Origin of the sequence: Bradyrhizobium sp. TM102 (genome assembly GCF_009176685.1) — a bacterium.
Taxonomy (GTDB): Bacteria; Pseudomonadota; Alphaproteobacteria; order Rhizobiales; family Xanthobacteraceae; genus Bradyrhizobium; species Bradyrhizobium ottawaense.
Genome location: NZ_AP021855.1, coordinates 4,624,677 through 4,647,651, shown reverse-complemented (window position 1 = coordinate 4,647,651; position 22,975 = coordinate 4,624,677). Strand labels below are relative to the sequence as shown.

At 65.5% G+C, this 22,975-nt stretch carries 30 protein-coding genes; 16 read left to right on the top strand and 14 right to left on the bottom strand.

All coding sequences use genetic code 11. From position 1 onward, the window contains the following. Window positions 1-69 precede the first annotated feature (69 nt). Window positions 70-945, top strand: coding sequence for an MBL fold metallo-hydrolase (locus tag GDN70_RS22275; RefSeq protein ID WP_152103048.1), 876 nt, complete (start codon window positions 70-72; stop codon window positions 943-945). Between the two features lie 146 nt (window positions 946-1,091). Here GDN70_RS22275 and GDN70_RS22270 read toward each other — a convergent pair whose 3' ends face one another. Further along, on the bottom strand, window positions 1,092-1,340 hold the full coding sequence (locus GDN70_RS22270) for a hypothetical protein (RefSeq protein ID WP_038970146.1): 249 nt from the start codon (window positions 1,338-1,340) through the stop codon (window positions 1,092-1,094). A gap of 203 nt (window positions 1,341-1,543) precedes the next feature. Here GDN70_RS22270 and GDN70_RS22265 point away from each other — a divergent pair, with 203 nt between their 5' ends. Then, on the top strand, window positions 1,544-2,008 hold the full coding sequence (locus tag GDN70_RS22265; RefSeq protein ID WP_028144933.1) for a cupin domain-containing protein: 465 nt from the start codon (window positions 1,544-1,546) through the stop codon (window positions 2,006-2,008). An 18-nt stretch (window positions 2,009-2,026) separates the two neighbouring features. On the opposite strand, the gene GDN70_RS22260 is transcribed toward GDN70_RS22265, so the two are convergent. Further along, a complete protein-coding gene (locus GDN70_RS22260) occupies window positions 2,027-2,590 on the bottom strand; it encodes a TetR/AcrR family transcriptional regulator (RefSeq protein WP_038970147.1) in 564 nt (187 codons plus the stop codon). 87 nt (window positions 2,591-2,677) lie between these two features. On the opposite strand from GDN70_RS22260, the gene GDN70_RS22255 reads away from it, so the two are divergent. Beyond that, window positions 2,678-3,049 carry a nuclear transport factor 2 family protein gene (locus GDN70_RS22255; RefSeq protein WP_152103047.1) on the top strand — a complete coding sequence of 124 codons (372 nt, stop codon included), beginning with the start codon at window positions 2,678-2,680 and terminating at the stop codon, window positions 3,047-3,049. A 17-nt stretch (window positions 3,050-3,066) separates the two neighbouring features. On the opposite strand, the gene GDN70_RS22250 is transcribed toward GDN70_RS22255, so the two are convergent. After that, window positions 3,067-4,029: an alpha/beta hydrolase gene (locus GDN70_RS22250; protein ID WP_038970148.1), complete on the bottom strand. Its 963-nt coding sequence runs from the start codon at window positions 4,027-4,029 to the stop codon at window positions 3,067-3,069. Between the two features lie 115 nt (window positions 4,030-4,144). On the opposite strand from GDN70_RS22250, the gene GDN70_RS22245 reads away from it, so the two are divergent. From GDN70_RS22245 to GDN70_RS22235, 3 genes are all read left to right on the top strand, one after another. Continuing rightward, the gene (locus GDN70_RS22245; RefSeq protein ID WP_244625809.1) at window positions 4,145-4,408 is read left to right on the top strand and encodes a nitroreductase family protein; all 264 of its coding nucleotides are present in this window, start codon (window positions 4,145-4,147) and stop codon (window positions 4,406-4,408) included. Between the two features lie 246 nt (window positions 4,409-4,654). Then, window positions 4,655-4,858 carry a hypothetical protein gene (locus GDN70_RS22240; protein ID WP_018322924.1) on the top strand — a complete coding sequence of 68 codons (204 nt, stop codon included), beginning with the start codon at window positions 4,655-4,657 and terminating at the stop codon, window positions 4,856-4,858. Window positions 4,859-4,946: 88 nt separating this feature from the next. Beyond that, complete coding sequence (locus GDN70_RS22235; protein WP_038970151.1) at window positions 4,947-5,537, top strand: NADPH-dependent FMN reductase; 591 nt, start codon at window positions 4,947-4,949, stop codon at window positions 5,535-5,537. A gap of 6 nt (window positions 5,538-5,543) precedes the next feature. Here GDN70_RS22235 and GDN70_RS22230 read toward each other — a convergent pair whose 3' ends face one another. The 3 genes from GDN70_RS22230 to GDN70_RS22220 all read right to left on the bottom strand — a co-directional run bounded on the left by GDN70_RS22230 (window position 5,544) and on the right by GDN70_RS22220 (window position 9,133). Continuing rightward, complete coding sequence (locus GDN70_RS22230) at window positions 5,544-7,625, bottom strand: methyl-accepting chemotaxis protein (protein WP_152103046.1); 2,082 nt, start codon at window positions 7,623-7,625, stop codon at window positions 5,544-5,546. Window positions 7,626-7,721: 96 nt separating this feature from the next. Beyond that, window positions 7,722-8,507, bottom strand: coding sequence for a 2-keto-4-pentenoate hydratase (locus GDN70_RS22225; protein WP_038946587.1), 786 nt, complete (start codon window positions 8,505-8,507; stop codon window positions 7,722-7,724). A 14-nt stretch (window positions 8,508-8,521) separates the two neighbouring features. Beyond that, window positions 8,522-9,133: a TetR/AcrR family transcriptional regulator gene (locus GDN70_RS22220; RefSeq protein WP_028144921.1), complete on the bottom strand. Its 612-nt coding sequence runs from the start codon at window positions 9,131-9,133 to the stop codon at window positions 8,522-8,524. A 101-nt stretch (window positions 9,134-9,234) separates the two neighbouring features. Between GDN70_RS22220 and GDN70_RS22215 the strand changes: the two genes are divergently transcribed. Then, entirely contained in the window at window positions 9,235-9,717 is a 483-nt protein-coding gene (locus tag GDN70_RS22215) for a tautomerase enzyme (protein ID WP_152103045.1), read from the top strand. A 39-nt stretch (window positions 9,718-9,756) separates the two neighbouring features. Next, on the top strand, window positions 9,757-10,533 hold the full coding sequence (locus GDN70_RS22210; protein WP_038946588.1) for a crotonase/enoyl-CoA hydratase family protein: 777 nt from the start codon (window positions 9,757-9,759) through the stop codon (window positions 10,531-10,533). Here the strand turns inward: GDN70_RS22210 and GDN70_RS22205 are convergent, their stop codons facing one another. Then, the gene (locus tag GDN70_RS22205) at window positions 10,534-10,977 is read right to left on the bottom strand and encodes a DUF1810 domain-containing protein (protein WP_038946590.1); all 444 of its coding nucleotides are present in this window, start codon (window positions 10,975-10,977) and stop codon (window positions 10,534-10,536) included. A gap of 189 nt (window positions 10,978-11,166) precedes the next feature. Here GDN70_RS22205 and GDN70_RS22200 point away from each other — a divergent pair, with 189 nt between their 5' ends. The 3 genes from GDN70_RS22200 (at window position 11,167) to GDN70_RS22190 (ending at window position 13,710) form a co-directional block, all read left to right on the top strand. Beyond that, window positions 11,167-12,117 (top strand): DUF2778 domain-containing protein, encoded by a 951-nt coding sequence (locus tag GDN70_RS22200; protein WP_038970167.1) that lies wholly within the window; start codon window positions 11,167-11,169, stop codon window positions 12,115-12,117. 66 nt (window positions 12,118-12,183) lie between these two features. Next, entirely contained in the window at window positions 12,184-12,441 is a 258-nt protein-coding gene (locus GDN70_RS22195) for a hypothetical protein (protein WP_018322933.1), read from the top strand. Between the two features lie 177 nt (window positions 12,442-12,618). Then, window positions 12,619-13,710, top strand: a complete 1,092-nt coding sequence (locus GDN70_RS22190) for a TRAP transporter substrate-binding protein (protein ID WP_152103044.1) — start codon at window positions 12,619-12,621, stop codon at window positions 13,708-13,710. 150 nt (window positions 13,711-13,860) lie between these two features. Here GDN70_RS22190 and GDN70_RS22185 read toward each other — a convergent pair whose 3' ends face one another. The 6 genes from GDN70_RS22185 to GDN70_RS22160 all read right to left on the bottom strand — a co-directional run bounded on the left by GDN70_RS22185 (window position 13,861) and on the right by GDN70_RS22160 (window position 19,063). After that, on the bottom strand, window positions 13,861-14,634 hold the full coding sequence (locus tag GDN70_RS22185; protein WP_173015852.1) for an ABC transporter ATP-binding protein: 774 nt from the start codon (window positions 14,632-14,634) through the stop codon (window positions 13,861-13,863). Beyond that, entirely contained in the window at window positions 14,631-15,686 is a 1,056-nt protein-coding gene (locus GDN70_RS22180; RefSeq protein WP_095424269.1) for a dihydrodipicolinate synthase family protein, read from the bottom strand. Before GDN70_RS22180 ends, GDN70_RS22185 begins: the two co-directional genes overlap by 4 nt. A 6-nt stretch (window positions 15,687-15,692) precedes the next feature. Next, window positions 15,693-16,514 (bottom strand): GNAT family N-acetyltransferase, encoded by an 822-nt coding sequence (locus GDN70_RS22175; RefSeq protein ID WP_095424268.1) that lies wholly within the window; start codon window positions 16,512-16,514, stop codon window positions 15,693-15,695. After that, the gene (locus GDN70_RS22170; protein ID WP_028144912.1) at window positions 16,501-17,538 is read right to left on the bottom strand and encodes an NAD(P)-dependent oxidoreductase; all 1,038 of its coding nucleotides are present in this window, start codon (window positions 17,536-17,538) and stop codon (window positions 16,501-16,503) included. The genes GDN70_RS22175 and GDN70_RS22170 overlap by 14 nt, the downstream gene beginning before the upstream one ends. Before the next feature lie 26 nt (window positions 17,539-17,564). After that, entirely contained in the window at window positions 17,565-18,335 is a 771-nt protein-coding gene (locus GDN70_RS22165; protein ID WP_038946599.1) for an ABC transporter permease, read from the bottom strand. 80 nt (window positions 18,336-18,415) lie between these two features. Further along, entirely contained in the window at window positions 18,416-19,063 is a 648-nt protein-coding gene (locus GDN70_RS22160) for a TetR/AcrR family transcriptional regulator (protein ID WP_028144910.1), read from the bottom strand. Between the two features lie 100 nt (window positions 19,064-19,163). On the opposite strand from GDN70_RS22160, the gene GDN70_RS22155 reads away from it, so the two are divergent. From GDN70_RS22155 to GDN70_RS22130, 5 genes are all read left to right on the top strand, one after another. After that, on the top strand, window positions 19,164-20,180 hold the full coding sequence (locus GDN70_RS22155) for an ABC transporter substrate-binding protein (RefSeq protein ID WP_097668202.1): 1,017 nt from the start codon (window positions 19,164-19,166) through the stop codon (window positions 20,178-20,180). Between the two features lie 294 nt (window positions 20,181-20,474). Further along, entirely contained in the window at window positions 20,475-21,173 is a 699-nt protein-coding gene (gene minC / locus GDN70_RS22145; RefSeq protein WP_028144908.1) for a septum site-determining protein MinC, read from the top strand. Between the two features lie 19 nt (window positions 21,174-21,192). Next, window positions 21,193-22,008 (top strand): septum site-determining protein MinD, encoded by an 816-nt coding sequence (minD, locus tag GDN70_RS22140; protein ID WP_028144907.1) that lies wholly within the window; start codon window positions 21,193-21,195, stop codon window positions 22,006-22,008. Further along, window positions 22,005-22,286: a cell division topological specificity factor MinE gene (gene minE, locus GDN70_RS22135; protein ID WP_028144906.1), complete on the top strand. Its 282-nt coding sequence runs from the start codon at window positions 22,005-22,007 to the stop codon at window positions 22,284-22,286. Before minD ends, minE begins: the two co-directional genes overlap by 4 nt. A gap of 206 nt (window positions 22,287-22,492) precedes the next feature. Next, window positions 22,493-22,678 (top strand): hypothetical protein, encoded by a 186-nt coding sequence (locus tag GDN70_RS22130; RefSeq protein WP_028144905.1) that lies wholly within the window; start codon window positions 22,493-22,495, stop codon window positions 22,676-22,678. Window positions 22,679-22,697: 19 nt separating this feature from the next. Here GDN70_RS22130 and GDN70_RS22125 read toward each other — a convergent pair whose 3' ends face one another. Beyond that, entirely contained in the window at window positions 22,698-22,952 is a 255-nt protein-coding gene (locus GDN70_RS22125) for a hypothetical protein (protein WP_028144904.1), read from the bottom strand. Window positions 22,953-22,975 lie beyond the last annotated feature (23 nt).

The window sequence follows — 22,975 nt, the reverse complement described above, 5'->3', positions numbered from 1 at the left end:
CGCATCGCACCGCTTGAACGGCCCCATGCCAGTCGCTACGCTCCTGCAAAAAAGGGGAGTGAAACGGCGATGCAGCAACTCCGGATCGGAGACATCACCATCGACGCCGTGATCGAGCGGGAGGGGCCGTGGCGGCGGCCGCAGGATTTCTTCCCGGCCTATGACGAGGGCGTGTACGCCCGTCATCTGCCGACGATGGAGCCGGAGGTCTTTGACGCCGCACGCGGCATGATGGTGATCACCTACCAGACTTTTGTGGTGCGCACGCCGCGTTATACGATCCTCGTGGACACCTGCACCGGGGAGGACAAGGGTCATCCGCCGCCGTTCGATTTTCCCGGCAAGGAGCGTTGGCGCAACGAGCTGTTCGCGCTCGGCATCTCTTTCGAGCAGATCGACTACGTGTTCTGCACGCATCTGCATATCGATCACACCGGCTGGAACACGACGTTGCGCGACGGACGCTGGGTGCCGACGTTTCCGAACGCGAAATACGTCTTTCACAGGGGGGAGTATGCGGCCTGGGAGGCGGAGAACGCCAAGGGCTGTAATCCGCCCGGTACGGTGTTTCGCGACAATTGCCTGCCGATCGTCGAGGCCGGGCAGGCGCTGCTGGTCGACGACGACTACGCGCTCGACGACACCATCACGCTGACGCCGACGCCGGGGCATTCGCCCTGTCATTGCTGCGTGAACATTTTTTCGAAGGGCCAGCGCGCGGTGGTCGCGGGCGACCTCATGCATCACCAGATCCAGTGCCGCGAGCCGGACTGGTCGGCGAAGCCGGATTGGAACCCGAAGCAGTCGGCGCTCTCGCGGCGAAAATTCTTTGCGTCTGTGGCGGACACCGACACGCTGATTTTGCCGGTTCATTTCCCGGCGCCGACGGTGGGGCTGATCAGGCCGCTGGGCGATGCGTTTGATTACAAGTTCAAGCGGGAGTGAAGTGTCTCCGCATCGTCATGGCCGGGCTTGTCCCGGCCATCCACGAACTTTCAAGCGCCACGAAGAACGTGGATGCCCGGGACAAGCCCGGGCATGACGGAGTTCGTGGAGCGATTGTTCGCTAACCAGAGCGAATGCAAAGCGCCTTACGCGCCGACTTCGCACTTCTTCATAAAGCTGTTCTTGGCGGCGCCGGCGAGCGGCTTGCCGTCGGCGCTGACGGCCTTGGGCGTGCAGGCGTCGGCCTTGCACTTCTTCAGGAACGAGGTCTTGGCGGCGCCGGCCAGCGGCTTGCCGTCCTTGCCGACCGCCTTGCTCTCGCAGGTTTCTTGCGCGAAGGCCGAGCCCGCTGCAAAGGTGGCGACAATCGCAGCCAGGAAAATCCGCTTCATCATGGGTGTCTCCGTAAACCAGAAATGGCGGAGAGATTGGAGCCGGGAATCGTGGCGCAATCAAGCTGGATGAGGGCCTGCCATCCGGTCCGGCTGGCGATTTTTTCGAAGCGGAGTCGGCCAGGCTCGCTTCCTGTTGCACTGCTCGCTGACCACGGCGGGCAATGCTGCTAGGCTTGGCCAGCTTAGCCGGACGGAGCATCGTGATGGACGCCGTGATCCCGAAACGCCAGGAAGCCGCCGATCAGCATTCGCATCTGGTTCGGCCTCAAGACATGGATTGGCAGACCACGCGCTTTCCCGGCTGCGAGGCCAAGACGCTGCTGTTCGATCGCCGTACCGGCCTGATGACCGCCTTGATGCGGTTTGCGCCGGGATCGGTGCTGCCCGATCACGAGCATGTCGGCATCGAGCAGAGCTGGGTCATCGAAGGCACGCTCGTCGACAAGGAGGGGCCGGCCAGGGGCATCGCCTGCAAGGCCGGCGAATTCATCTGGCGCGAGGCAGGCAGCCGGCATGCCGCCTGGTGCCCGGACGGGGCCCTGATCCTGGCGATCTTCCAGGTGCCGAACAAGTTCTTCGAAGCCGACGGCCACGTGGTCGACGCCGCCGGTCAGGACTGGGACGAAACCTGGGGACACACGGCGGCGCAGCGGGCGCGGAGCGGGTGATAGGCGGTTCGGCGCGGCTCACGTCTTGCCGCCGATGCTTCTGACGAGCATGGCGACCTGAACGGCGATCAGGCGCCGCATCTCCTTGCCGCTCCTGGCCGTTTCCCGCAGTCCGCGCATGCCGAACACGAGGCAGCGCGCCAAAACTTCGGGCTCGTCCGCTCCCCTTGCAGACCGCACCTGATCGCCGATGAGCTCGACGACCAGGGACTGGAAATTGTCATAGACCTGTCTGACCGCGGGGAAGCGGAGGTCGAAGAGATCGGCCGAATCCGGATGCGCCTCGACCAGGTCGAAGCCATGGCATCCCCAGGATTTGCAGGCGTGGAGCAGCTTGGCGTGAAGCCCGTCGAGGCGGGCGATCGCGGCCCTGATCTCGCGATGCTTCTGCTCGTCCATTCCCCGGATGACTGCCGCGAACACCGCGTCCTTGTCGGGGAAGAGCAGGTAGAGCGCGGGTCGCGATATCACCGCCTCAGAGGCGATGTCGCCCATCGTCGTGCGGGCATAGCCGTAGCGCGAAAAGACCTCGGTCGCGGCCGCGACGGCAAGCTGTTCTTTCGAGGCGCGGGATTGAGCCATGGTCTCCCCATCAATCGTTCGCATCTTGACAAAATGCCTGTAATTGTCAACTTGTCATGATCCGGCAGGGCAGGAGGGTGTTGCGAGATGAACGACGAAGCGCGACTAAAGACGTGGAACGCCTATCAGGCCGCATGGGGGCCCGTTGGGAAGAGCGAGCGACGTCGGCTGCTCGAACAGAGCGTGGCCGCGGATTGCGTCTACACAGATCCGGGTTCGCAGGTTGCGGGGCGGGAAGCCTTGATGGCCCGCATCGGGCAGACGCAGCTAAAATTTCCGGGCGCCTGCTTCAGGAACGACAGCTTCCTCGAACACCACGAGCAGGCGCTTTTCCGCTGGACCATGTACGACGGCACCGGCCGCGTCTTCGTCAAGGGCGAGAGTTTTGGGCGCTTTGGTGCAGATGGCCGCCTGGTTCAGGCGACCGGCTTCTTCGAGCTCCCGGCTGCCACGTCCTGATGGTTGGCCGACGTGGCTCAAACGCCGCGCGCGAGCAGGGCCTTGAAGTCGGCTCGCGCGCGCTGCGCCTCGGCACGCGCGACGTCCGAGGCGTCGCCCATGCCAAAATAGCCGTGGATCAGGCCCGGGCCCTCGTGATGCTTGACCCGCACGCCGGCGGCCTCCAGCGCCCGCGCATAGGCAGCGCCCTCGTCGCGCAGGGGATCGAACCAGGCGGTGGTCACGACCGCGGGTGCAAGGCCCGCAAGTGAGGCGGCCCGCAGCGGCGAGACGCGCCAGTCCAGGGCATGGCCGGGATCGGCGAGATAATGGCCGCAAAACCATTCCATCGTGGCACGCGTCAGAAAGTAGCCCTCGGCATTCTCGGCGCGCGAAGGATAGCGCGCGTTCTCGCGCGCGTCGGCGTAAGCGCCGAGGACGTCGGTCACGGGGTAGACCAGCAATTGTGCGGCGAGCTTGATGCCAGCATCGCGGCAGGCGATCGCAGTGGTCGCGGCGAGATTGCCGCCGGCGCTGTCGCCGGCAACGCCGAGGCGTTTTGCGTCGCCGCCAAATTCCGCGACGCGGTCGAAGATATCACTCACGGCGGCGCAGGCGTCCTCGAACGCGCCCGGAAAGCGAGTCTCCGGCGGGCGGCGATAGTCGACGGAGATGACGACGGCGCCGGTCTCGATCGCAAGGTTGCGCGCCTGCCGGTCATGGGTCTCGAGGTCGCCCGCGACCCAGCCGCCACCGTGGAAGAACACCACGGTTGGCGCGGGCGTGCTGCCGATCCGATAGACGCGTGCAGGAAGCGGGCCGGCGCCGCCTTTCACCTTGATATCCTCGACGCTGTCGACGGGCGGCGGCGGGATGGCGGCGCGCGAGGCAGCCAGTGCGCGCAAGGAATCGCGGGCGCTCTGTGGCGTCATGACCGTGGGATCGCGCATCGGCATGAGCGGAATGATCTGGGCGATGACGGGATCGAGTGGCGTGGCCATGGCAGCTCCTCCAGGGTTCTTGGTCTTGCTTGCGAGTGAGCATAGATTTTGCGCGCCGCATCGGCAACCGGCCGTGTCGTCACGCCGATGGATGAAGGGCAGGGAGGTCCACGAGGTGGAATTCGAAACGCTGGTCCAGTCGCGCCGCAGCGTGCGCGGCTTCAGGAACGAGCCGGTGCCGCGCACGGTGATCGAGGCGATCATCGAGAGCGCCAAGCGTGCGCCGTCGTCGATGAACACCCAGCCCTGGCATGTTCATGTGCTTACCGGCAGCCCGCTCGAGGAGGTCCGCCGCCGCAACATGGACGAGATGATCGGCGGGGCCACCTGCGCTCCGACATCGTGCGCGAGGTCGCGAAAATTCCGGAGGACGAGGTGATCATGACCTGCGTCGCGATGGGCTATCCCGACGACGACTTTGCCGCAAACGCCGTTCGCTCGGACCGCGAGCATAACGAAGAGTTCGTGCGCTACGTGGGTTTTGCCGGTTAGGATGATGAAGAGGAGATTATTCTCTCGCAAAATTTTTTTGGTGCGGAGTCGTTCGCAGGCTCTTGCAATCTCGAAAATGCGGGAGGAACAATAAGCCTCGTGATAGGTTTGTTGCTGGCGCGAGGGAATTGACATGCGGCGGCTGGCTAGCCTGGTTCGATGGTTCTTCGGCCCGCGGCTGCGGCGCCCCATCGATGCTGATCCAAGTCTTCCTTTCACACCCGAAGAGTTCGGCCGGCTGATTCGCAGCGGCCGGCATGAGGACATGAAACTGCTGGCCGACGGGCTGGCCTGCCGGTCCATCCCGCACCGCGCCAGCCATCGCGCCACGCACTGAAGCCGCGCCGCGCACGATGCGTCACGCGGAAGAGCCGCGATAAAGGAAACCGTTCTATGTCCCGGTTTCGTGGTAACATGCGGCCATCATGAGCAATCGCATTCTCGTCCTCTACGGTTCCTACCGTTCCGACCGCATGGGCATCCGCCTTGCGAATTTCGTCATCAATCGGCTGCGCGCGCGCGGCGACGATGTCACCTTCATCGACGCCAAGGCGATCGGCCTGCCGATGCTCGACCGCATGTACAAGGAGTATCCGAAGGGTTCGGCACCTGAAGCGCTGGAGATTCTGGCTGCACAGATCCGCGGCGCCGACGGATTTGTCTTCGTCACCGGCGAATACAATTGGGGTATCCAGCCCGGCCTCAAGAATCTCACCGACCACTTCCTCGAAGAGTGGTTCTGGCGTCCGGCCGCGATCGTGAGCTATTCGGCCGGCCGCTTCTCGGGCGCGCGCGCCGCCACCGCCTGGCACGGCACGCTGTCGGAGATGGGCATGGTGGTGGTGTCCAGCACCATCGGCGTTGGCCCGATCGCGCAGACGCTGTCGGCCGAGGGCGAGCCGATCGGTGATGGCGGCAAGGCCCTGGAGCGCTCGTTCCCGCGCTTTGCCGACGATCTCACCTGGTGGATCGAGGCGGCGAAGGCGCAGCGGGCGCGCAAGGCGCCGCCTTACTGAGGCTCGTTACGCCGCCCTGACCTCGCCGAGGAAGCGGTCGAACTGGCCGGCGAGATCGCGCGACTGGGTCGAGAGCTGCTCGGCGGCGCCGAGCACTTCCCTTGCAGCTGCGCCGGTGTCGTCGGCGGCGCGCTGCACGCCTGCGATGTTGGTGTTGACCTCCTGGGTGCCGCGGGCGGCCTCCTGGACGCTGCGGGCGATCTCCTTGGTCGCCGAGCCCTGTTCCTCGATCGCCGCGGCGATCGCGGTGCCGATCTGGTCGATCTCGCCGATGACGTCGGCGACGTTGCGGATCGCGGCCACGGTCTCGTCGCTCGCGCTCTGGATCGCCGTGATCTGCTCGGAGATTTCGGTGGTCGCCTTGGCAGTCTGGCCCGCCAGCGATTTCACTTCGGAGGCGACCACGGCAAAGCCGCGGCCGGCCTCGCCGGCGCGGGCGGCCTCGATGGTCGCGTTCAGCGCCAGAAGATTGGTCTGCTCGGCAATGCTCTGGATCAGCGTGACGACGTCGCCGATCTTCTGCGCGCCCTCGGCGAGGGTGCGTGCGGTGTCGCCGGTGCGGCGGGCGTTCTCGACGGCGCGAGCCGCGATCTCGGTGGATTGTGCGACCTGACGGCCGATCTCGGAGATCGAGGAGGTCAGCTCTTCGGTGGCGCTGGCGACGGTCTGCACGTTGGTCGAGGTCTGCTCCGACGCTGTGGCGACGACCGCGGCCTGGCTGTTGGTCTGGGCCGCCGTCGAGGTCATCGACTGTGCGGTGCTTTCCATGGTCGAGGAGGCCCGGGACAGGCCGCCGACGAGCTCGGTGACCTTGGCCTCGAACGCGCGGGTGAGCTCGTCGAGCGCCTGGGCGCGGCGCATCTTGCCGTCATTCTCGGCCTGCTTCTCGGCCGCGAGCCGGTCGGCCCGGATCATGTTGTCCTTGAAGACCTGGACGGCGGCAGCCATCGCCCCGATCTCGTCGGAGCGCGCGGCGCCGGGGATACTTTCGGCAACCTCGCCCTCGGCAAGCCGCGACATCCGGCTCGTCAGGCTGACGATCGGCGCGCAGACGCGGCGGCGAACCATCCCGATGAGGCCGACGCTCGCGACGAGCACGGCGGCAAGGCCTGCAAGCGCGATGGTGAAGCTGGTGCGCGCGGCCGAGGAGGCGCCGGCGAGGATCTGCTCGGCATTATCGTAGAACGCGTCGCGGACCTCGATGATGGTGCTGAGGCCGCGCTGCGTGGCGGCGTAATAGGTGTCCATGTCGTGTTCGTACTTGCCGCTGACCGCGCCGTCCTTGACGAGCTTGAGCTCGCGGCCAAATTCCTCGACATAGATCGAATTGAACTTTTCGAGCGCAGCGCCGACGTTCGCCGGCGTTGCCGGATTGCCGCGCAACTCCAGTAGTGCCATCACGAGCTGGTCGTTGCGGCCCTGCGAGCGGCCGATGTCGGCCTTCTCGGCGTCGGTCGCCGGCTTCTTGCCGCCGACGAGGTTCTTGTGCAGGCTGGAGTTGAAGCCGCCGACGTCGCGCAACGTCATGGCGGTATTGGCGTAGCTGGCCTGCCGGTAGGCATCACCGTTCAGGATCGCCATGCGGCGGACCTGCTCGTTCAGCAGCGCGGTCACGCCGCCGTTGAGCACGGCATTGTCGGCGACGATCTTCTTGGCCGCGTCCTTGCGGGCCTCCGCCGGCCCGGTGAGCGCCTTGTCGATGGCCTCGCGCAAGGCGGTGAATTTCGCATTGATGCCATCGATGTTGCTGCCGATGGTGTTGCCGTCGTCGAACGAGCCGGGCAGCTCCTTGCGTAGCGCGTTCATCCTGTCGCGGGCGCCGTCGGTCTGCTTGCGCAGCTTGTCCTGTTCGGCGAGCAGCGCAGGGTCGATGGTGGCAGGGCCGTAGAGGATGTTGGTGGAAAAGCCGCGCTCGGGGTTGAGATAGCGCGGGATGTCGCTGGCAGCGCGGACGATCGCCAGGCGGCCTTGCGCCTCGCTGATCCGCTCCATCGTCTGGTACTTGGTCACGGCAACATAGACGGCGAGGCCGCCGCCCACGGTCGAGAGCGAGACGATGGCGGTGGTCAGGAGCGTACCGATTTTCATGATCTGTCCGGCATTGGCGCGGGGGAGAAAGATATTCTCCGGAAGTTAGGATGCCCGTGTTAATCTCGGGTTTACGCTCAGGCCGATGGCGCCCTCTCAACTGTAGGTCGCGCTTACCGATCCCAGCGGACCAAAATCGGCAACGTAGGTTTCGCCAGCCTTCGGCCGCAGCATGCCAGTCAGCGTGCCCGTGCTGATCGTCTGGCCGGCCTTGAGACCGATGCCTGTCCGCGACAGCTCGTTGGCAAGCCAGGTCAGCGGCACCAGCGGATGGTCAATCGCCTCTGCAGCGGAGCCGCGGCGCCTCTCGGCGCCATTGCAATTGAGGATGACGTCCTGATTGGCGATGTCGCGGTTGCGCCAGTCGGTGATGGGCTCTCCGAGCACGATCGTTCCCGATCCAGAGCCGTCCGCCATGATCGCCGGCATTGCGGGAAATGCCGCATCGTGAACGAAGCGGCACTCCGCTAGCTCGATGCCGGGATGCAACGAGGCGACGGCGTCGCCGACCTCACCCACCGCATAGGGCTTCGCGCGCGGTGGCAGGTCGGCGCCGAGACGTGCCTGATACTCGACTTCCGGTATCGGGCTGCATTGCCTGGCGTGCTCGACGCTGGCGGGCGAGCTCTTGATCAGAGGCGCGAACACTCGCCCATAGATCGGCGAAGAGATCCGGAGCTGGCGCTGGAGTCCGGGCTTCATGCCGGCGATCTTCCAGCCGACGACATCCCAGCCCAATTCCTCTTCCACCATCCGTGCAACGTGGTACGCCGTGTCTGCATCCGGCGGTACCAGCCGTTCTTCGAGGCCGCTTTGTTGCCGGCCCTCGCGGCGCAATTTGGCGAGATGACGGGCGAGTTCGCGCTGTCGGGAAAGGTCCACGGTGCGTCTCCAATCTATCCGTTGGTGCGGGCGAGGGCGGCGTCCAGCACCGTCTCCAGTTCCTCTTGAACCTGATCGAGCGCATCGGCACTGCGATTGGCGCGGCACATGGCGACCGTGCCTTCGATCGCGGCGACGACGAGTGTCGCTAGCCGCTCGGCGCGCTCCGCGGCCAGCCCTTCGCGCAGCAAGGCTGCGCGCATGATTTGCCGCCACTCGGCGAACACCCCGTCGGCGAGGTCGAGCAGATGCTGCTGCGCCGCCTCATCGTCCTTGTCGGAGGCCTCCCCGACATAGCCATCGACGGCGACCGCGAGCACCGGACATCCGGCCTTGAAGCCGGTCGCCTCGAGCCGGCGGCGCCAGGACGCGACGAAGGCCCGCAGGCCGTCGATCACGCCGCGATCGCGCATGGCTTTCTCCAGAGGAGTAGCGACCTCCCTGCCGGCGAAGGTCACGGCCTCGGCGATCAACTGCCGCTTGCCGTCCGGAAAGTGGTGACTGATTGAGCCGCGCGGCGTCGCCGTATGGCGGACGACGTCGCGCATGCTGGTGGCGTTGACGCCGCGGCGGCTCATCAAATCGGCGGCGCCGGCGATCATCTTGTCGCGGGTAGTGGAGGTCATGGGAAATCCCTGGTCGGCGTTCTGATCTAGACTATGACGCTTGACATAAGCAAGCGGGACTGAAATATGACGATCGTCATAATTCTCTTGGAGGGCGCCTTTTGACCATCATTACCGTGACCGCGCCTGCGGGCCGGCTCAGCCTGACCCAGCGCCGCCGCCTCGCGGAAAGCCTGACCGATGCCGTGCTCGAGCCTGAGATCGGCCAGCACGTGGCGGCCGCGCGAATGGGCTTTCAGGTCCATTTCCACGACTTGGCGGCTGACTGCATGGCGATCGGCGGCCAGCTCCTGTCCGATCAGCACAGCCCGCGCGACATCATCACCGTCAGGATTGCGGTGATGAACGCGGCCTGGCCGGCGGAGGTGCGCGCCGAGGTGATCCGCAACGTGCTCGCGCGGCTCGCGGAGGCCTGCGGCATGCAGACGCCGGCGCCCACCTGGTGGGTCAATTTCGAGGTCATCGACGAGGGAAGCTGGGGATCGCGGGGTGGCGTGCTCTCGATCCTTCAACTGCTCGAATCCGGCGTGTTCACGCCGGAGCGGATCAAGGCGATCCGCGGGGCGATTCAGCCGTCGGCCTGACGCCCGCCGACACCGAACGACAATCATGGAGAGACACACATGAGCGAGGGACAGATCCGCACCGAGGTGCACGGCCATGTTCTCAAGATCCTCATCGACAATGCCGCGAAGAAGAACGCGTTCACGCCGGTGATGATGGAGCAATTGTCCGATGCGCTGACCGAGTTGCACAATAACGATGCCTACCGCGTCGGCGTGATCTGCGCCGAGGGCAGGGACTTCACCGCAGGTCTCGACATGCCGAAATTCTTCGGGCCCACCGCGGAGAAGCGCAACATCCGGGAAGGCAATGTCGATCCGTTTGGCCTTGCCAAGCGCTGCCGCAAGCCTGTTATCACCGCCGTGCAGGGCATCGTGTTCACCATCGGCATCGAGCTGATGCTCGCCGGCGACATCGTGGTGACCGCCGCGGATGCGCGCTTCTGCCAGATGGAATCCAAGCGCGGCATCGCGCCGCTTGGCGGAGCGCATTTCCGCTTCCTGTCGCGCGCCGGCTGGGGCGACGCGATGTACCATCTGTTCCTGTGCGACGAATTTTCGGCCGAGCGGGCCCACGCGATCGGTCTCGTCCAGGAGGTCGTGCCGGCAGGCGAGCAGGTCGAGCGTGCGATGGCGCTTGCCGCCATCATCGCGCGCAATGCGCCGCTCGGCATCCAGGTCACCAAGGAAGCGGCGGCCAAGTACGTCGAAGGCGGCGAGGCGGCGGCGATCGCCTACATTCCGGAGATCCGTGCCCGCGTGCTCGGCAGCGCGGACGCGAAGGAAGGCATTCAGTCCTTCATCGAGCGTCGTGCCGCCATCTTCCAGGGACGTTGATCAACGCGGAGCTTGCCGATCCAGCTTCGACAGGATCTCCAGCGTTGCGGCGTCGCGCTCGCCGGCGAAATAGCGGGCGAGTGCCTCGCCGAAAACCGGCTCATCGGAGACCGCGCCGAACAGCGTCATCGACGAGCGGAATTTGGCATCGTCAGGCGCACCGAGGATGGCGTTGATGGTTCGCCCGTCGACGGCGAGCACGAGGCGGGTGCATTCGACCAGGCGCGGACCGAGGACGGGGTGCGCGAGATAGGCCTTCGCCTCCGCCCGCGAGCCGATGGCGTAGCGCTGCGACATGGCGCTGAAGCCGAGGCCCGCGATTTGTGGGAAGACGAACCACATCCAGTGAGTCTGCTTCCGGCCCCGGGCCAGCTCCCCCTGGACGTCGCGAAAAACCGTGTTCTGGGCCGTTACGAAGCGCTCTAGATCGAAAGGATCGGTCATTGGATACCTTGGAGGGCCTTGCCGGCCGCGATTATGCCTAACTTTTGGCTCCCAATGTGGTAGCTGGTATAGAGTCTCCGGGCGGGGGTTGGGCCCCCCGGGGGTCGATTTGGGGATCTGATGGTTTCCGACGCAGCACATGCCGAGAGGCTGTTGTCGCGCCGCCGTGTCGGGCGAGCCGAAAGAGTTCTGCTGTCTCTGGCCGCCGTCGCGCTGGCGCTGGGGGCTGCTGCCTGGGTTGTCGATACCGGCGACACGACCCCGCTGGTCACCGCTGCACTGCCGCCGGCCAATAGCCCGTCTTTCGAGGACCGTTTCGCGTCGGCGTCCGGCAATCCGCCCGCCCGCGAGCTTGGCCTGCGGACGATGGAGCGTTCCGCCCTGAGTGCGGTCCAGCTCAAGCTCCGCGATGCCAAGGCGATGCTCGCCCAGAAGCTCCAGGGCGACGATTGGCGCTCGACCCTGACCGATGATGACCGGCACGTGGTTGACGAGACGCGGCCGTCGCAGCGTGCCGACGCCATCCCGATGCCGCGCTCGCGCCCGACGCAGGCGGACTTCTCCGCCCAGATCGCGTCCAGCCAAGCCTATGCCGAGACCAACCCAAGGGTCGACAATCGCAACTTCTTCGAAAAATTCACCGACAAGATCAGGCTGGCCTCGCTGACGCCCGGCGACGGCCTGTTCGGCAAGGCGCCGGATCTGGCCGCCCTCGGCTACGATTCGCGGACGGCGGTCTATGACATCAAGGCCAAGGCGCTTTACCTGCCGAGCGGCGTCGCGCTGGAAGCCCATTCCGGCATGGGCGCGCTGATGGACGACCCCAATCATGTCGACCAGCGCATGGTCGGCGCGACTCCACCCGCAACCTACGACCTGAAGCCGCGCGAAAAGCTGTTCCACGGTGTCCGCGCGCTGCGCCTGACGCCCACCGATGGCACAAGCGCGCTCGGCCGCGTCGGCCTTCTCACCCACAATTACATGCTCGGGCCGCGCGGCGATTCCAACGGCTGCGTCTCGATCAAGGACTATGATCGCTTCCTCAAGGCTTACGACAATGGCGAGTTCAACCGCCTGGTCGTGGTGCCGAGCCTGAGCGGATCTGCGACTGCCTCGCAGCGCGCCAGCACCGACTCCTGATATTCGCCTGCTGCGGCGGGGCTGCCGTTTCCCCTTCGTTAAGCCGTCATCGTCCAGAAGCAGCCCATGAGTGATCCATCAAGTTCCGAGACCCCGCTGCGTACGACGTTCAAGATCAAGCTGAACGGCGACACGTTGGCGATCGCGACCGTCGGTCAGGCCTATCAATTCCTCACCAACTTCAAGTCGGTCGAATGGATGGAATTCCGCTCCCTGCACGAGGACGCCGTCGAGGCTCTGGAAGGCGCAGCCGGTAACGCGATGCTGGCGGTGCAGGCGACCAACGCCGTGCGCGCGCTGTTCGTCAGCGCCAAGCTGCTCTGAAGCCTTTCAGCTCACAGTCTCGTTGCCCGGCGGGAGCGCAGCGTCATCCGGGACCCATGTCCTCGCGCATCTTGTCCTCGCGCATCTTGAACTCTGCTTTGGGAACGGGCAAACGGTCCGCGAAGATCGTCGCCGCAAGCCCATATGTTTGAAATTTAGTTCAGGGAGAGACCCATCATGAAACGCCGTACATTCCTCCAGGGCGGCGCGGTTGCCGGCGCGACGACGCTGGTTGGCGCACCTGCGATCGCGCAGGGCGCGCCGGAGATCAAATGGCGCCTGACGTCGAGCTTCCCGAAGTCGCTCGACACCATCTACGGCACGGCGCAGACCTTCGCGAAATACGTCGCCGAGGCCACCGACAACAAATTTCAGATCCAGACCTTCGCGGCAGGCGAGCTCGTTCCCGGTCTGCAGGCGCTCGATGCCGTCAGCGTCGCGTCCGTCGAGATGGCGCAGACGCCGCTCTATTTCTACATCGGCAAGGAGCCGGCGCTGGCCTATGCCACCGGCGCGCCGTTCGGCATGAACCATCGCCATCAGGAATCGTGGTGGCACTTCGGTGGCGGCGCCGACCTCACCAACGAGGCGTTGAAACCGTTCAAGGCGCACGCCATCCTCTGCGGCAATTCCGGCACCCAGATGGGCGGCTGGTTCCGCAAGGAGATCAAGACCGTCGACGATCTCAAGGGCCTCAAATTCCGCATCGCCGGGATGGGCGGCCATGTGCTGGCACGGCTCGGCATCGTGCCGCAGCAGCTCGCGGGCGGCGACGTCTATTCGGCACTGGAGAAGGGCTCGATCGACGCCGCCGAATTCGTCGGCCCCTATGACGACGAGAAGCTCGGCTTTCAGAAGGTCGCCAAGTACTACTACTTCCCCGGCTGGTGGGAGGGCGGCGCGATGCTGCACATGATCGTCAATGATGAGAAATGGGCATCGCTGCCGAAGCAGTATCAGGCCATCGTCAACCAGGCCGCCTCGGCGGCCGGCGCCTGGATGCTCGAGAAATACGACAGCGTGAATCCGGCGGCGCTGAAGCGGCTGATCGCCAACGGCGCGGAGCTGAAGGCGTTCCCGCAACCGGTGCTGGAGGCCTGCTACAACGCGACCCAGGACCATCTGAACGAGCTCGCTGCCAAGAGCGACCTGTTCAAGCGGACCAAGGAGAGCCACGACGCGTATATGAAGGAGCTGCTGTTCTATACGCAGATCGCGGAGAACTTCTACGACAACTATCTGCTCAGCAAGATGCGCAACAAGAGCTGATTGTGAGGAGGGCGCGGTGACAACGCCGCGCCCGGCTCTCGTAGGGTGGGCAAAGGCGCGCTTGCGCCGTGCCCACGACTGCCCCGCGTTTCATAGAATTGGTGGGCACGCTCCGCTTTGCCCACCCTACGGCACCTGTCGTGTGGCGCCTCACACCGCGCCCAGACCCAGCTTCGCATAGATGCGCCTTGCATAGGCGCCGAACGCATCGGTCGTCTTGAGCGGAAGGTCGCGCGGGAAGGGCAGGTCGATCGGGAAATAGTCGGCCATCTTCGCCGGTCCCGCCGTCAGCACCGCGCAATGCGACGACAGGAACACCGCCTCCTGGATCGAATGCGTGACGAAGACGATGGTCTTGCCGCTCTCCCGCCAGATCCGCAGCATCTCCAGATTCATCTGCTCGCGCGTCAGCGCGTCCAGCGCGCCGAACGGCTCGTCCATCAGGATCAGCTTTGGGTCGTGAATGAAGGCGCGCGCGATCGCGGTGCGCTGCTGCATGCCCCCGGACAGCTGCTGCGGATATTTCTGCTCAAAGCCGGTGAGCCCGACCAGGTTGAGCAGGCCGCGCGCCCGCTCGCGCGCAGCCTTCATCGGCAGGCCGACGATCTCGGCCGGCAACAGCACGTTGTCCAGGATCGTCCGCCATTTCAGCAGCAAGGCCTGCTGGAACACCATGCCGATGTCGCGGCTCGGATCGAACGGGCTCTTGGCGTTCCCGATCTTCACCGTGCCGCCGTCGGCGCCGTGCAGGCCAGCCAGGATCTTCATCACCGTGGTCTTGCCGCAGCCCGACGGGCCGACCAGCGAGACCAGCTCGCCTTCCTGCACGTCCATGGTGACGTCCGACACGGCCAGAAACTCGGCGCCGCCGCTGCGATAGACCTTGCGGACGCCCTGCAGGCTGATGAAGGGGGCTGGGCTCATGCCAGCCACTTGTCCCGATTCGCGGCGACGAAGGCATCGTCGCTGAGGTCGGCGTGCGCGCGATAGACGCGGTCGATCTCCTCTTTCTGACCCGGGCTGAGGCCCTCGTCCGGATCGAGGCACCACAGGCCTTGCATCAGGCCCTGGCGCCGCAGCACTTCATGGCAGCCGGCGATGCAGCCGTGGAAATTGTTGGCGACGTCGAAGAAGGCGCTGTTGCAGTCGGTGACGCGGGCATCGAGCGCCAGCAGGTCGGCCGGCACGCTATCCTTGTGCCGCGCCGCCTTGCAGCGTTCGAACTGCTTGATCGCGCTCGCCGTCCACACCGACCAATGGCCGAGCAGACCGCCCTTGAAGTAGGTGCGCGTGGTGACGCCGTTGTCGCGCAGATCGAACGGAAGCATCAGGTCGAGCAGGATGTGGTCGTCATTACCGGTGTAGAGCGCGACGCGGTCGAGCGCGCCCGCGGCCGCGACGCCGCGCAGGACGTCGAGGGTGCGATAGCGGTTGAACGGCGCGATCTTGATCGCGATGACGTTGTCGATCGAGGCGAAGCGCTGCCAGAACCGGGCGGAGAGGATGACGCCGCCGACGGCCGGCTGAAGATAGAAGCCGACCAGCGGGATCTCGGCGGCGACCGTCGTGCAGTGCGCGATGATCTCGTCCTCGGAGGCGCTCTTCATCGCGGCGAGGCTGAGGAGGCCGGCATGATAGCCGATGTCGCGCGCGGTGCGGGCTTCGGTAACCGCCTGTCTTGTCGGACCCGCGAGGCCTGCGACCATCGCCAGCGGTCGCTTGGTCCAGCTCGCCGCGGTCTCGGCGGCGAGCTCGAGCACCGGACGGTAGAGACCGACGTCTCGGATCGCGAACTGCGTGGTGTGCACGCCGACCGCTAGGCCGCCTGAGCCGGCGTCGATGTAATAGCGCGTCAGCGCACGCTGGTGCGTCTTGTCGAGCTGGCGCGCAGCAGTGAGTGCGAGCGGATGCGCCGGTATCACGGTGCCCTCAGTGATCAGGTTGCGGATGTCGCTGTTGATCTGGCTGTGATGCATGATGTCCTATCCGAATTCAGGGCCGGCGACGGCGAATGGCATTTCCTCGCCCGTGACGGTGGCGGGACCGAACCGCATGCGCTGGAACGGGCGCTCGATGGTCCAGCTGGAGGCGGTCAATCCTTCCAGGAACGCGTCTTGCGACGCGACGACGTCGAGCAGGAGCGGGCTGGTCTCGGAGCGCACGATCGCGTCAACCAAAGCCAGAGCTGCCGCGGCATTGTTGCCCAACAACGGGCCGATATGGCGGGCGGTCCGGCCGTCGCGAACCAGCGCGATGGCGCCGTTGGCGCCGACGATGCGCGAGCCGGAACGTTGTGCGAGGGCGGAGAGGAGCGCAGTCCGGTCGAAACCGGTGGCCCGCAGGTCCCGCACGCAAAGCGCTTCGATGGTCGCGGATGACGATGGCGGCGCTTCGGCCCGCGCAGGCTTCAACAGCTTCAGGCGACGCAATTGCAGGGTCGGCGTGAACCCCAGCGGTCCGTAGACGGCAGCGCCGTCGGGCGTGGCGTCGAGCCAGCTGGTCAGGCCGTTCTGACGCGCCGTCTCCAGGCAGGCATCGACGAGACGGGTGGCAAGGCCACGGCGGCGATGCGTGCCTGATACCAGCACCATGCTGATCCAGGCGTTGTTGCCGGAATAGGGCAGCAGTGCTGCGGTTGCGACCAGCCGCATGCCGTCGCGAATGCCGAACACGACGCCGTCGCGCAGGAAGATGCGCCAGTCCTCGTCGGTCTGGTTCCAGTGCGCTTCCGTCGACAACGCCAGCCCCGCGATCGCGTCGTCAACACCGAGCTGGACGATGTGCGGGACGTCAGTAACGGCCATCGCGCACCTCGTATTTGGTGGGCTTGCCGAGGCTCGGCATGGCGCGCGAGACCCAATCGGCGGTCCAGGCGATCAACTGTTCGGTGTCGACGACCGGAAGGCCGAACAGCTCGACCGCCTTCGACGTGTCGGTCAGCCATGCCGTCGGCTCTTCCTTGCCTGTCAGCACCGGCGCGCGGCCGAACCTTGCGCCGAATCTCTGGGCAAGATCGCGCACCGCCAAAATCTCGTGGCCGCTGACATTGATCGGCGATGTGGGCGCGGTGCAGTGCGCAAGGCAGCGCAGCGCCTGCGCGGAGGCATCGCCCTGCCAGATGAAGTTGACATGACCGAGGCTGACGTCGATCGGCGTGCCGCCAAGCACATTCGTCGCGATGTCGTGCAACACGCCATAGCGCATGTCGATCGCGTAGTTGAGACGGAATAGCCGGCCCGGCGTTGCGAATTTGTGCGAGAAATACTCGAACATGCGCTCGCGGCCGACGCAGGACTGGGCGTATTCGCCGGGCGGGTTCGGCGCCATGTCCTCGGTCGAGCCTTTGCCGTCCACAGCGACGAAGGGATAGATGCAGCCGGTCGAGAACGCCACGATGCGCGAGGACGGGAAGGCCTGGGCGACCAGGGCGGGCACGTGTGCGTTCATCGCCCAGGTCAGCGACAGATCGCCCTCGGCGCCGAATTTGCGGCCGGCCATGAAGATGATGTTCGGCGCCTTCGGCAGCGCCGCAATTGCCTTCTCGTCCATCAGGTCGCAATTGATGGTTTCGACGCCGCGCGCGTGCAGCCAGTCCTTCACGCCGGCGTCGCTGAAGCGGGCCACGCCGATGATCCGGCGATCGGGCGCGGCCGCTTTGGCCAGCCCGGCCAGCGTCGGGCCCATCTTGCCGCCGACGCCGAGGATCATGATGTCGCCCTCGACCTTGGCGAGGTCGTCGATCAGCGCTTGCGTCGGACGGCACAGCAGCTCGTCGAGGGCTGCGATATCGGGAATGGTCTTCGGCAGCGTCTGGCGGGTGAGCAGCATGGATTTGTCCCTTGGTTCTGCCGTTGTCAGGTCTGTCTTGCGTCGCCGACCACGAACATGCGTTCGAGGACCAGGACGAGGCCGTAGAGAGCGACCCCGAGCAGCGTCAGCAGCACGACGGCCATCACCATCGCGGGCGTGTCGAGCGATGACTGCACCTGGATCATGAGGTAGCCGAGCCCGCGCTCGGAGGCGATGAACTCGCCGACGATGGCGCCGGCGACCGCCAGGATGGCGCCGACCTTCATGCCGGAGAACACGTAAGGCAGCGATCCCGGCAGCTGGATCTTGCGGAATAGCGTCCAGCGCGAGCCGCGGAGGGATTTGACGAGATCGAGCAAATCCGGCTCGACCTCGCGCAGGCCTCGCGCGGTGGTGAGCAGGATCGGAAAGAAGCAGATGCTGAAGGCGATCAGGATGTTCGGAATGATGCCGTAGGAGAACCAGACGATGAAGAGCGGGCCGAGCGCGACCTTCGGGATCATGTTCAGCGTCACGAACAGCGGCAGCAGCACCAGGCTGAGCAGCGGCGCCCAGCTGAAGATCACGGCCAGCGCGACGCCGACGAAGGCGCCGAGCGCGAAGCCGCCGAGGATCTCGATCGCCGTCACCAGCGTGTTGGCGCCCCAGGCGTAGCTCGCGGTCCCCAGCGTCTGCACCGTCGCCAGCGGCGAGGGCAGGATGAATTTCGGCACGTGGAAGGCATCGACTGCGACCTGCCAGAGCACGAGCACGGCGAGGTGCACGATCAGGATGATCGCAAAGCTGCGCGAGGCGCGTGCGCTGTCTCCTGCCACCGATTGCTCCCTGTTGGCGCGGCGACGCCGCAGGTCGCAAGCCTAGCCGCCTTCCGAGGAAGTTTCAACCAGCTGGTTGATTATGGCCGGAGCGACTGCAGCACCAGATCGGCGACATGGCGGCGGCGGGCGCGCCGTGCGGTGCGGCTCGACAGGTCCTTGCCGAAGATCGCCGACAGCGTCGGCGTGTTGGAGAAGAAGAAATAGCTGAGGCCCGCAATGGAGATATAGAGCTGGACGGGATCGATGCCCTTGCGGAACACGCCCGCGCGCACCCCCTCGTTGAGAATGTGGGAGACGCTCTTCACCAGCGGGGAGTGCATCGCTTCCAGCCGTGTCGAGCCGCGGACATGGCGGGCGCCGCCGCGGTTCTCGTCGTTCAAAAGCACGATGAAATCAGGGTGTGCGGCCAGATGGTCGAACGAAGCCTCGATCAGCTTGCGGATCGCCTTCTCCGGCGGCAGGCCTTCGAGATTGAGCTTCCGCTCCTGCTCGCGGATATCCTCATAGACCCATTCGAGCACGGCGAGGTACAGCGCGTCCTTGTCGCCGAAATAATGGTAGACGAGCTGCTTGTTGACGCCGGCGCGCATCGCGATCTCGTCGACGCGGGCGCCCGCAAAGCCGTGCCGGGCGAATTCCAGCCGCGCCGCGGTCAGCAGTTTGTTGCGGGTGGCGACGGGGTCGCGGCGCTGCGGCACGGTGTCGCCAGATCGTTTTGCGGGCATTTCCAACCAAACAGTTGACAAGTGGAGGACAGGCTTGTTGCATTGGTATCCTCACAAGGGGAGAGCGACAAGCCGGGTCGCGGCAACGAGGAGAGATGCGATGAAGCGTTTGCAGGCGGTGGGCTCGGCCCTGGTCTTGACCCTGATGCTCGGTGCAGCTGCGGCGCCCGCGCATGCGGGCGAAGCGGTCAATCTGATCCTGAACTGGACGCCGACGGCCGATCACGCGCCGTATTATTATGCCAAGGCGCAAGGCTGGTACGAGAAGGCAGGCATCGACCTCACGATCGAGACCGGCAAGGGCTCGGGCGTCTCCGCCGCCAAGGTCGGCTCCGGCGGCTCGCCCTTCGGCGTCGCCGATCTCGCCACCATGCTGGTGGCCAAGAGCAAGGGCGCCGATACCGTCGCGGTGATGAGCGTCTATGCCAATACCGGGCAGACCTTCTACTGGCTGAAGAGCTACGGCGTGAACGGCGTGAAGGATTTTGCCGGCCACAAGGTCGGCAATCCGCCCGGTGATGCCTCGCGCGTGATGTGGCCAGCCTTCGCCAAGGCTGCGGGGATCGCGCCGGATTCCGTCGGCTTCGTCAATGTCGGGCCAACCGCGAAGATCGCGGCGCTGAAGAGCCACACCGTCGACATCATCAGCGACTTCTACAACGAGCACGATCTGAAGGTGATCGAGTTCGGGGCCGATCTCGGCTACGTCAATTGGAAGGACATCGGGCTCAACCCTTACGGCAATTCGCTGATCGTCAACGGCGCGTACTTGCAGAAGAATCCCAAGGTCGTCGAAGAGTTCGTGCGCGTCACGCAGAAGGCCTTTGCGGCCTGCGTTGCCGACGTCGCGCCGTGCCTGAAGGCACTGCTCGACCAGGTCTCCGGTCTCGACCAGGCGAACCAGGAGCGCCAGTGGGAGCGCATCAAGTTCCTGATGACGGACGAGTTCACGACGACGAAATCGCTCGGTTGGATCGACGGCGAGCGGATGAAGAAGGACTATGAACTGGTCCAGACCTATCTCGGCATGGAGAAGCCGTTCGACGTGACGACGGCGTTCACGACCAAGATGCTGGATCCGGGCATCAAGATGGATGCGAGCAAGGTGAAGAAGTAGGGGGAGGCACCTCCGTCATTGCAAACGCTGTGCGCCGCATTCCTCATCTCGTGCCCCGGACGCAGCGCAGCGCCTCTTCGGCGGTGCGCTGCAGAGCCGGGGCCCATTTCGCCGGAGCAACCCGTGTGGCTTGGGTCCCGGCTCGGCGCAGCAACGCTTGCGCGTCGCAGTGCGTCCGGGACACGAGAGCGCAATACCGGCTGCCCCCACGTAACCCCGCGGAGAAATTAACCGGCCGTTAACCATATCCGCCGCATCGTTAACCATTCAATAACTGGGAACGAGTCGGCCGATATGGAGGCTGCAGTCAAACCTCAACGCCAAATGGTGCGCCTGCGCGGGCGCTCCTATGTGGCCTTCGTGTTCACGCCGACGGTTCCGGTGCAGGACTGGCTGCACGAGATCGATGCCACCATTGCGCGTTCGCCGGGCTTCTTTGCCGGCCGGCCCGTGGTGATCGACCTGTCCTCGGTCGACCTCAGCCAGTCCGGGATCGGCCATCTGCTCACCAGCCTTCAGGACCGCAACATCCGCGTGCTCGGCATCGAGGGCGTGGAGGAGGCGAGGCTGACCCCGATGATGCCGCCGCTGCTCTCGGGCGGGCGCAGCTGCGTGATCGAGCCGAACGCGCCGAAGAAGGCCGAGACGAAGGCCGACGCCAAGCCGACGTCACTGCTGCTGGAGACCCCCGTGCGCTCGGGCCAGACCGTGATCTTTCCCGAAGGCGACGTCACCATCCTCGGCTCGGTCGGGTCGGGTGCCGAAGTCGTCGCCGGCGGTTCCATCCACGTCTATGGCGCGCTGCGCGGCCGCGCCATGGCGGGCGTGAACGGTCGCACGAGCGCGCGCATCTATTGCCAGAAGATCGAAGCCGAACTGCTTGCAATCGATGGGTTTTATCAGACCGCCGACGATATCGACGAGGCCCTGCGCGGCAAGCCGGCCCAGGCCTGGCTGCAGGGCAACACCATGCGAATTACCGCGCTGAACTGACCAGAAGGAGATTTCAGAAATGGCAAAGGTACTGGTCGTGACATCAGGCAAGGGGGGCGTCGGCAAGACCACGACGACCGCCGCCCTTGGGGCTGCGCTGGCGCAACGCGGCGACAAGGTCGTCGTCGTCGATTTCGACGTCGGCCTGCGTAACCTCGACCTCGTGATGGGCGCCGAACGCCGCGTTGTATTCGACCTCATCAACGTGGTGCAGGGCGTCGCCAAACTGCCGCAGGCACTGATCAAGGACAAGCGGCTGGAGAACCTCTGGCTGCTGCCGGCCTCGCAGACCCGCGACAAGGACGCACTGACGGAAGAGGGCGTCGGCAAGGTCATCGACGATCTGCGCGCCCGCTTCGACTGGGTCATCTGCGACAGCCCGGCCGGTATCGAGCGCGGCGCCTCCATGGCCATGCGCTTTGCCGACGAGGCCGTGATCGTGACCAACCCGGAAGTCTCCTCGGTGCGCGATTCCGATCGCATCATCGGCATGCTCGATTCCAAGACCGTGCGGGCCGAGAAGGGCGAGCGCGTCGAGAAGCACATCCTCATCACCCGCTATGACCCCTCGCGCGCCGCGCGCGGCGAGATGCTGACCATCGAGGACATCCTCGAGATCCTCGCAACGCCCCTGCTCGGCATCATCCCCGAGAGCCAGGACGTGTTGAAGGCCTCCAACGTCGGCACGCCGGTGACGCTGTCGAATGCGGATGGAGCGCCGGCGCGGGCCTATATGGACGCGGCCAAGCGCCTCTGCGGCGAGAACGTGACGATGCATGTTCCCGCCGAGCGCAGAGGTCTGATGGATCGTCTGCTGCGACGGAGGGCTGCATGAGCATGGGTCTGCTTCGACTTCTCCGCGGCAAGAAGGCCTCGGCACCCGTCGCACGCGAACGGCTGCAGATCCTGCTTGCCCATGAGCGCGGAATGCGTGGCCAGCCCGATCTGCTCGGCGTGCTGCGCGAGGAAATTCTCGCCGTCGTGTCCAAGCACGTCATGCTGGACCCGACCAAGGTCATCGTCCGGCTCGAGCGCGGCGACGAGGTATCGACCCTGGAGGTCGATATCGAGGTACCCAACGACTTCGAGCGCAAGAAAGCGGCGGTCGCGTAGGGACGCGGCCGGCGACTCCCAGCTTTGGGGTGGGTGAGAGGGCGGTCCGCTGGGCATAGCGGGCCGCCTTTGTCTTTATGGGCGGTCCAGTTCCAGCGCGTGCCGATGTGATCGGCACGCCGGAACGGTGATCACGGCGAGATCGTTATGTGAGACGCGGAGCGCCGAGCCGGGCGCCGCGGTATCCTCATGACGGGAGAGCGCCCATGATGTCCGAGGTCCAGGTCCACACCGTCGCGCGGCAGATGCTCGAGCGGCATGGATTTGCTGCGATCGCGAAGGCCGCCGAGCAGGCCCAGGCCTGCGACGGCCGCGGCGAGGCCGACGAGGCCAAGGAATGGCGTCACATCGCCGACGCCATGAAGATCATCCGCGGGCCGCACCAGAGCTGATCGCCGGACCGGAAACGCTTCAGCGTTCCTCGCGATCCGGCCCCCGTGCCGGGGATCGTTGCTGCGTCTGCGGCTGGCCGCGCTCGCCCGCCTCCTTGCAGGGGAGCTGCTCCCACGATCCGTCCGGCGCCTGCTGATAGGCGCTGCATGAGGACGATGAGGTGGTCGATTTGTCCTCGCCCTTTTGGGCGTCGGAGTTCTTTGCCTGTGCCGGGGCGGCCAGCGCTGCGCTCATCGCGAGCACGCCGGCGACCATGAGATGCGTCATCCGCATGGGGCTTCTCCTGTGCGAAGGAG

Excerpts from the sequence above, each read along its gene's own strand:
- GDN70_RS22205 (WP_038946590.1), bottom strand. The coding sequence starts at position 10,977 with ATGACCGATCCTTTCGATCTAGAGCGCTTCGTAACGGCCCAGAACACG.
- GDN70_RS22170 (WP_028144912.1), bottom strand. The coding sequence starts at position 17,538 with ATGCTGCTCACCCGCCAGACGCTGCCGAAGACCATTCCCGATATCGCA.
- GDN70_RS22265 (WP_028144933.1), top strand. The coding sequence starts at position 1,544 with ATGGACGCCGTGATCCCGAAACGCCAGGAAGCCGCCGATCAGCATTCG.
- GDN70_RS22195 (WP_018322933.1), top strand. The coding sequence starts at position 12,184 with ATGAGTGATCCATCAAGTTCCGAGACCCCGCTGCGTACGACGTTCAAG.
- GDN70_RS22250 (WP_038970148.1), bottom strand. The coding sequence starts at position 4,029 with ATGGCCACGCCACTCGATCCCGTCATCGCCCAGATCATTCCGCTCATG.
- minE (WP_028144906.1), top strand. The coding sequence starts at position 22,005 with ATGAGCATGGGTCTGCTTCGACTTCTCCGCGGCAAGAAGGCCTCGGCA.
- GDN70_RS22175 (WP_095424268.1), bottom strand. The coding sequence starts at position 16,514 with ATGGCCGTTACTGACGTCCCGCACATCGTCCAGCTCGGTGTTGACGAC.
- GDN70_RS22190 (WP_152103044.1), top strand. The coding sequence starts at position 12,619 with ATGAAACGCCGTACATTCCTCCAGGGCGGCGCGGTTGCCGGCGCGACG.
- minD (WP_028144907.1), top strand. The coding sequence starts at position 21,193 with ATGGCAAAGGTACTGGTCGTGACATCAGGCAAGGGGGGCGTCGGCAAG.
- GDN70_RS22235 (WP_038970151.1), top strand. The coding sequence starts at position 4,947 with ATGAGCAATCGCATTCTCGTCCTCTACGGTTCCTACCGTTCCGACCGC.
- GDN70_RS22125 (WP_028144904.1), bottom strand. The coding sequence starts at position 22,952 with ATGCGGATGACGCATCTCATGGTCGCCGGCGTGCTCGCGATGAGCGCA.
- GDN70_RS22185 (WP_173015852.1), bottom strand. The coding sequence starts at position 14,634 with ATGAGCCCAGCCCCCTTCATCAGCCTGCAGGGCGTCCGCAAGGTCTAT.
- GDN70_RS22210 (WP_038946588.1), top strand. The coding sequence starts at position 9,757 with ATGAGCGAGGGACAGATCCGCACCGAGGTGCACGGCCATGTTCTCAAG.
- GDN70_RS22260 (WP_038970147.1), bottom strand. The coding sequence starts at position 2,590 with ATGGCTCAATCCCGCGCCTCGAAAGAACAGCTTGCCGTCGCGGCCGCG.
- minC (WP_028144908.1), top strand. The coding sequence starts at position 20,475 with ATGGAGGCTGCAGTCAAACCTCAACGCCAAATGGTGCGCCTGCGCGGG.
- GDN70_RS22155 (WP_097668202.1), top strand. The coding sequence starts at position 19,164 with ATGAAGCGTTTGCAGGCGGTGGGCTCGGCCCTGGTCTTGACCCTGATG.
- GDN70_RS22130 (WP_028144905.1), top strand. The coding sequence starts at position 22,493 with ATGATGTCCGAGGTCCAGGTCCACACCGTCGCGCGGCAGATGCTCGAG.
- GDN70_RS22220 (WP_028144921.1), bottom strand. The coding sequence starts at position 9,133 with ATGACCTCCACTACCCGCGACAAGATGATCGCCGGCGCCGCCGATTTG.
- GDN70_RS22160 (WP_028144910.1), bottom strand. The coding sequence starts at position 19,063 with ATGCCCGCAAAACGATCTGGCGACACCGTGCCGCAGCGCCGCGACCCC.
- GDN70_RS22275 (WP_152103048.1), top strand. The coding sequence starts at position 70 with ATGCAGCAACTCCGGATCGGAGACATCACCATCGACGCCGTGATCGAG.
- GDN70_RS22240 (WP_018322924.1), top strand. The coding sequence starts at position 4,655 with ATGCGGCGGCTGGCTAGCCTGGTTCGATGGTTCTTCGGCCCGCGGCTG.
- GDN70_RS22180 (WP_095424269.1), bottom strand. The coding sequence starts at position 15,686 with ATGCATCACAGCCAGATCAACAGCGACATCCGCAACCTGATCACTGAG.
- GDN70_RS22255 (WP_152103047.1), top strand. The coding sequence starts at position 2,678 with ATGAACGACGAAGCGCGACTAAAGACGTGGAACGCCTATCAGGCCGCA.
- GDN70_RS22270 (WP_038970146.1), bottom strand. The coding sequence starts at position 1,340 with ATGATGAAGCGGATTTTCCTGGCTGCGATTGTCGCCACCTTTGCAGCG.
- GDN70_RS22230 (WP_152103046.1), bottom strand. The coding sequence starts at position 7,625 with ATGAAAATCGGTACGCTCCTGACCACCGCCATCGTCTCGCTCTCGACC.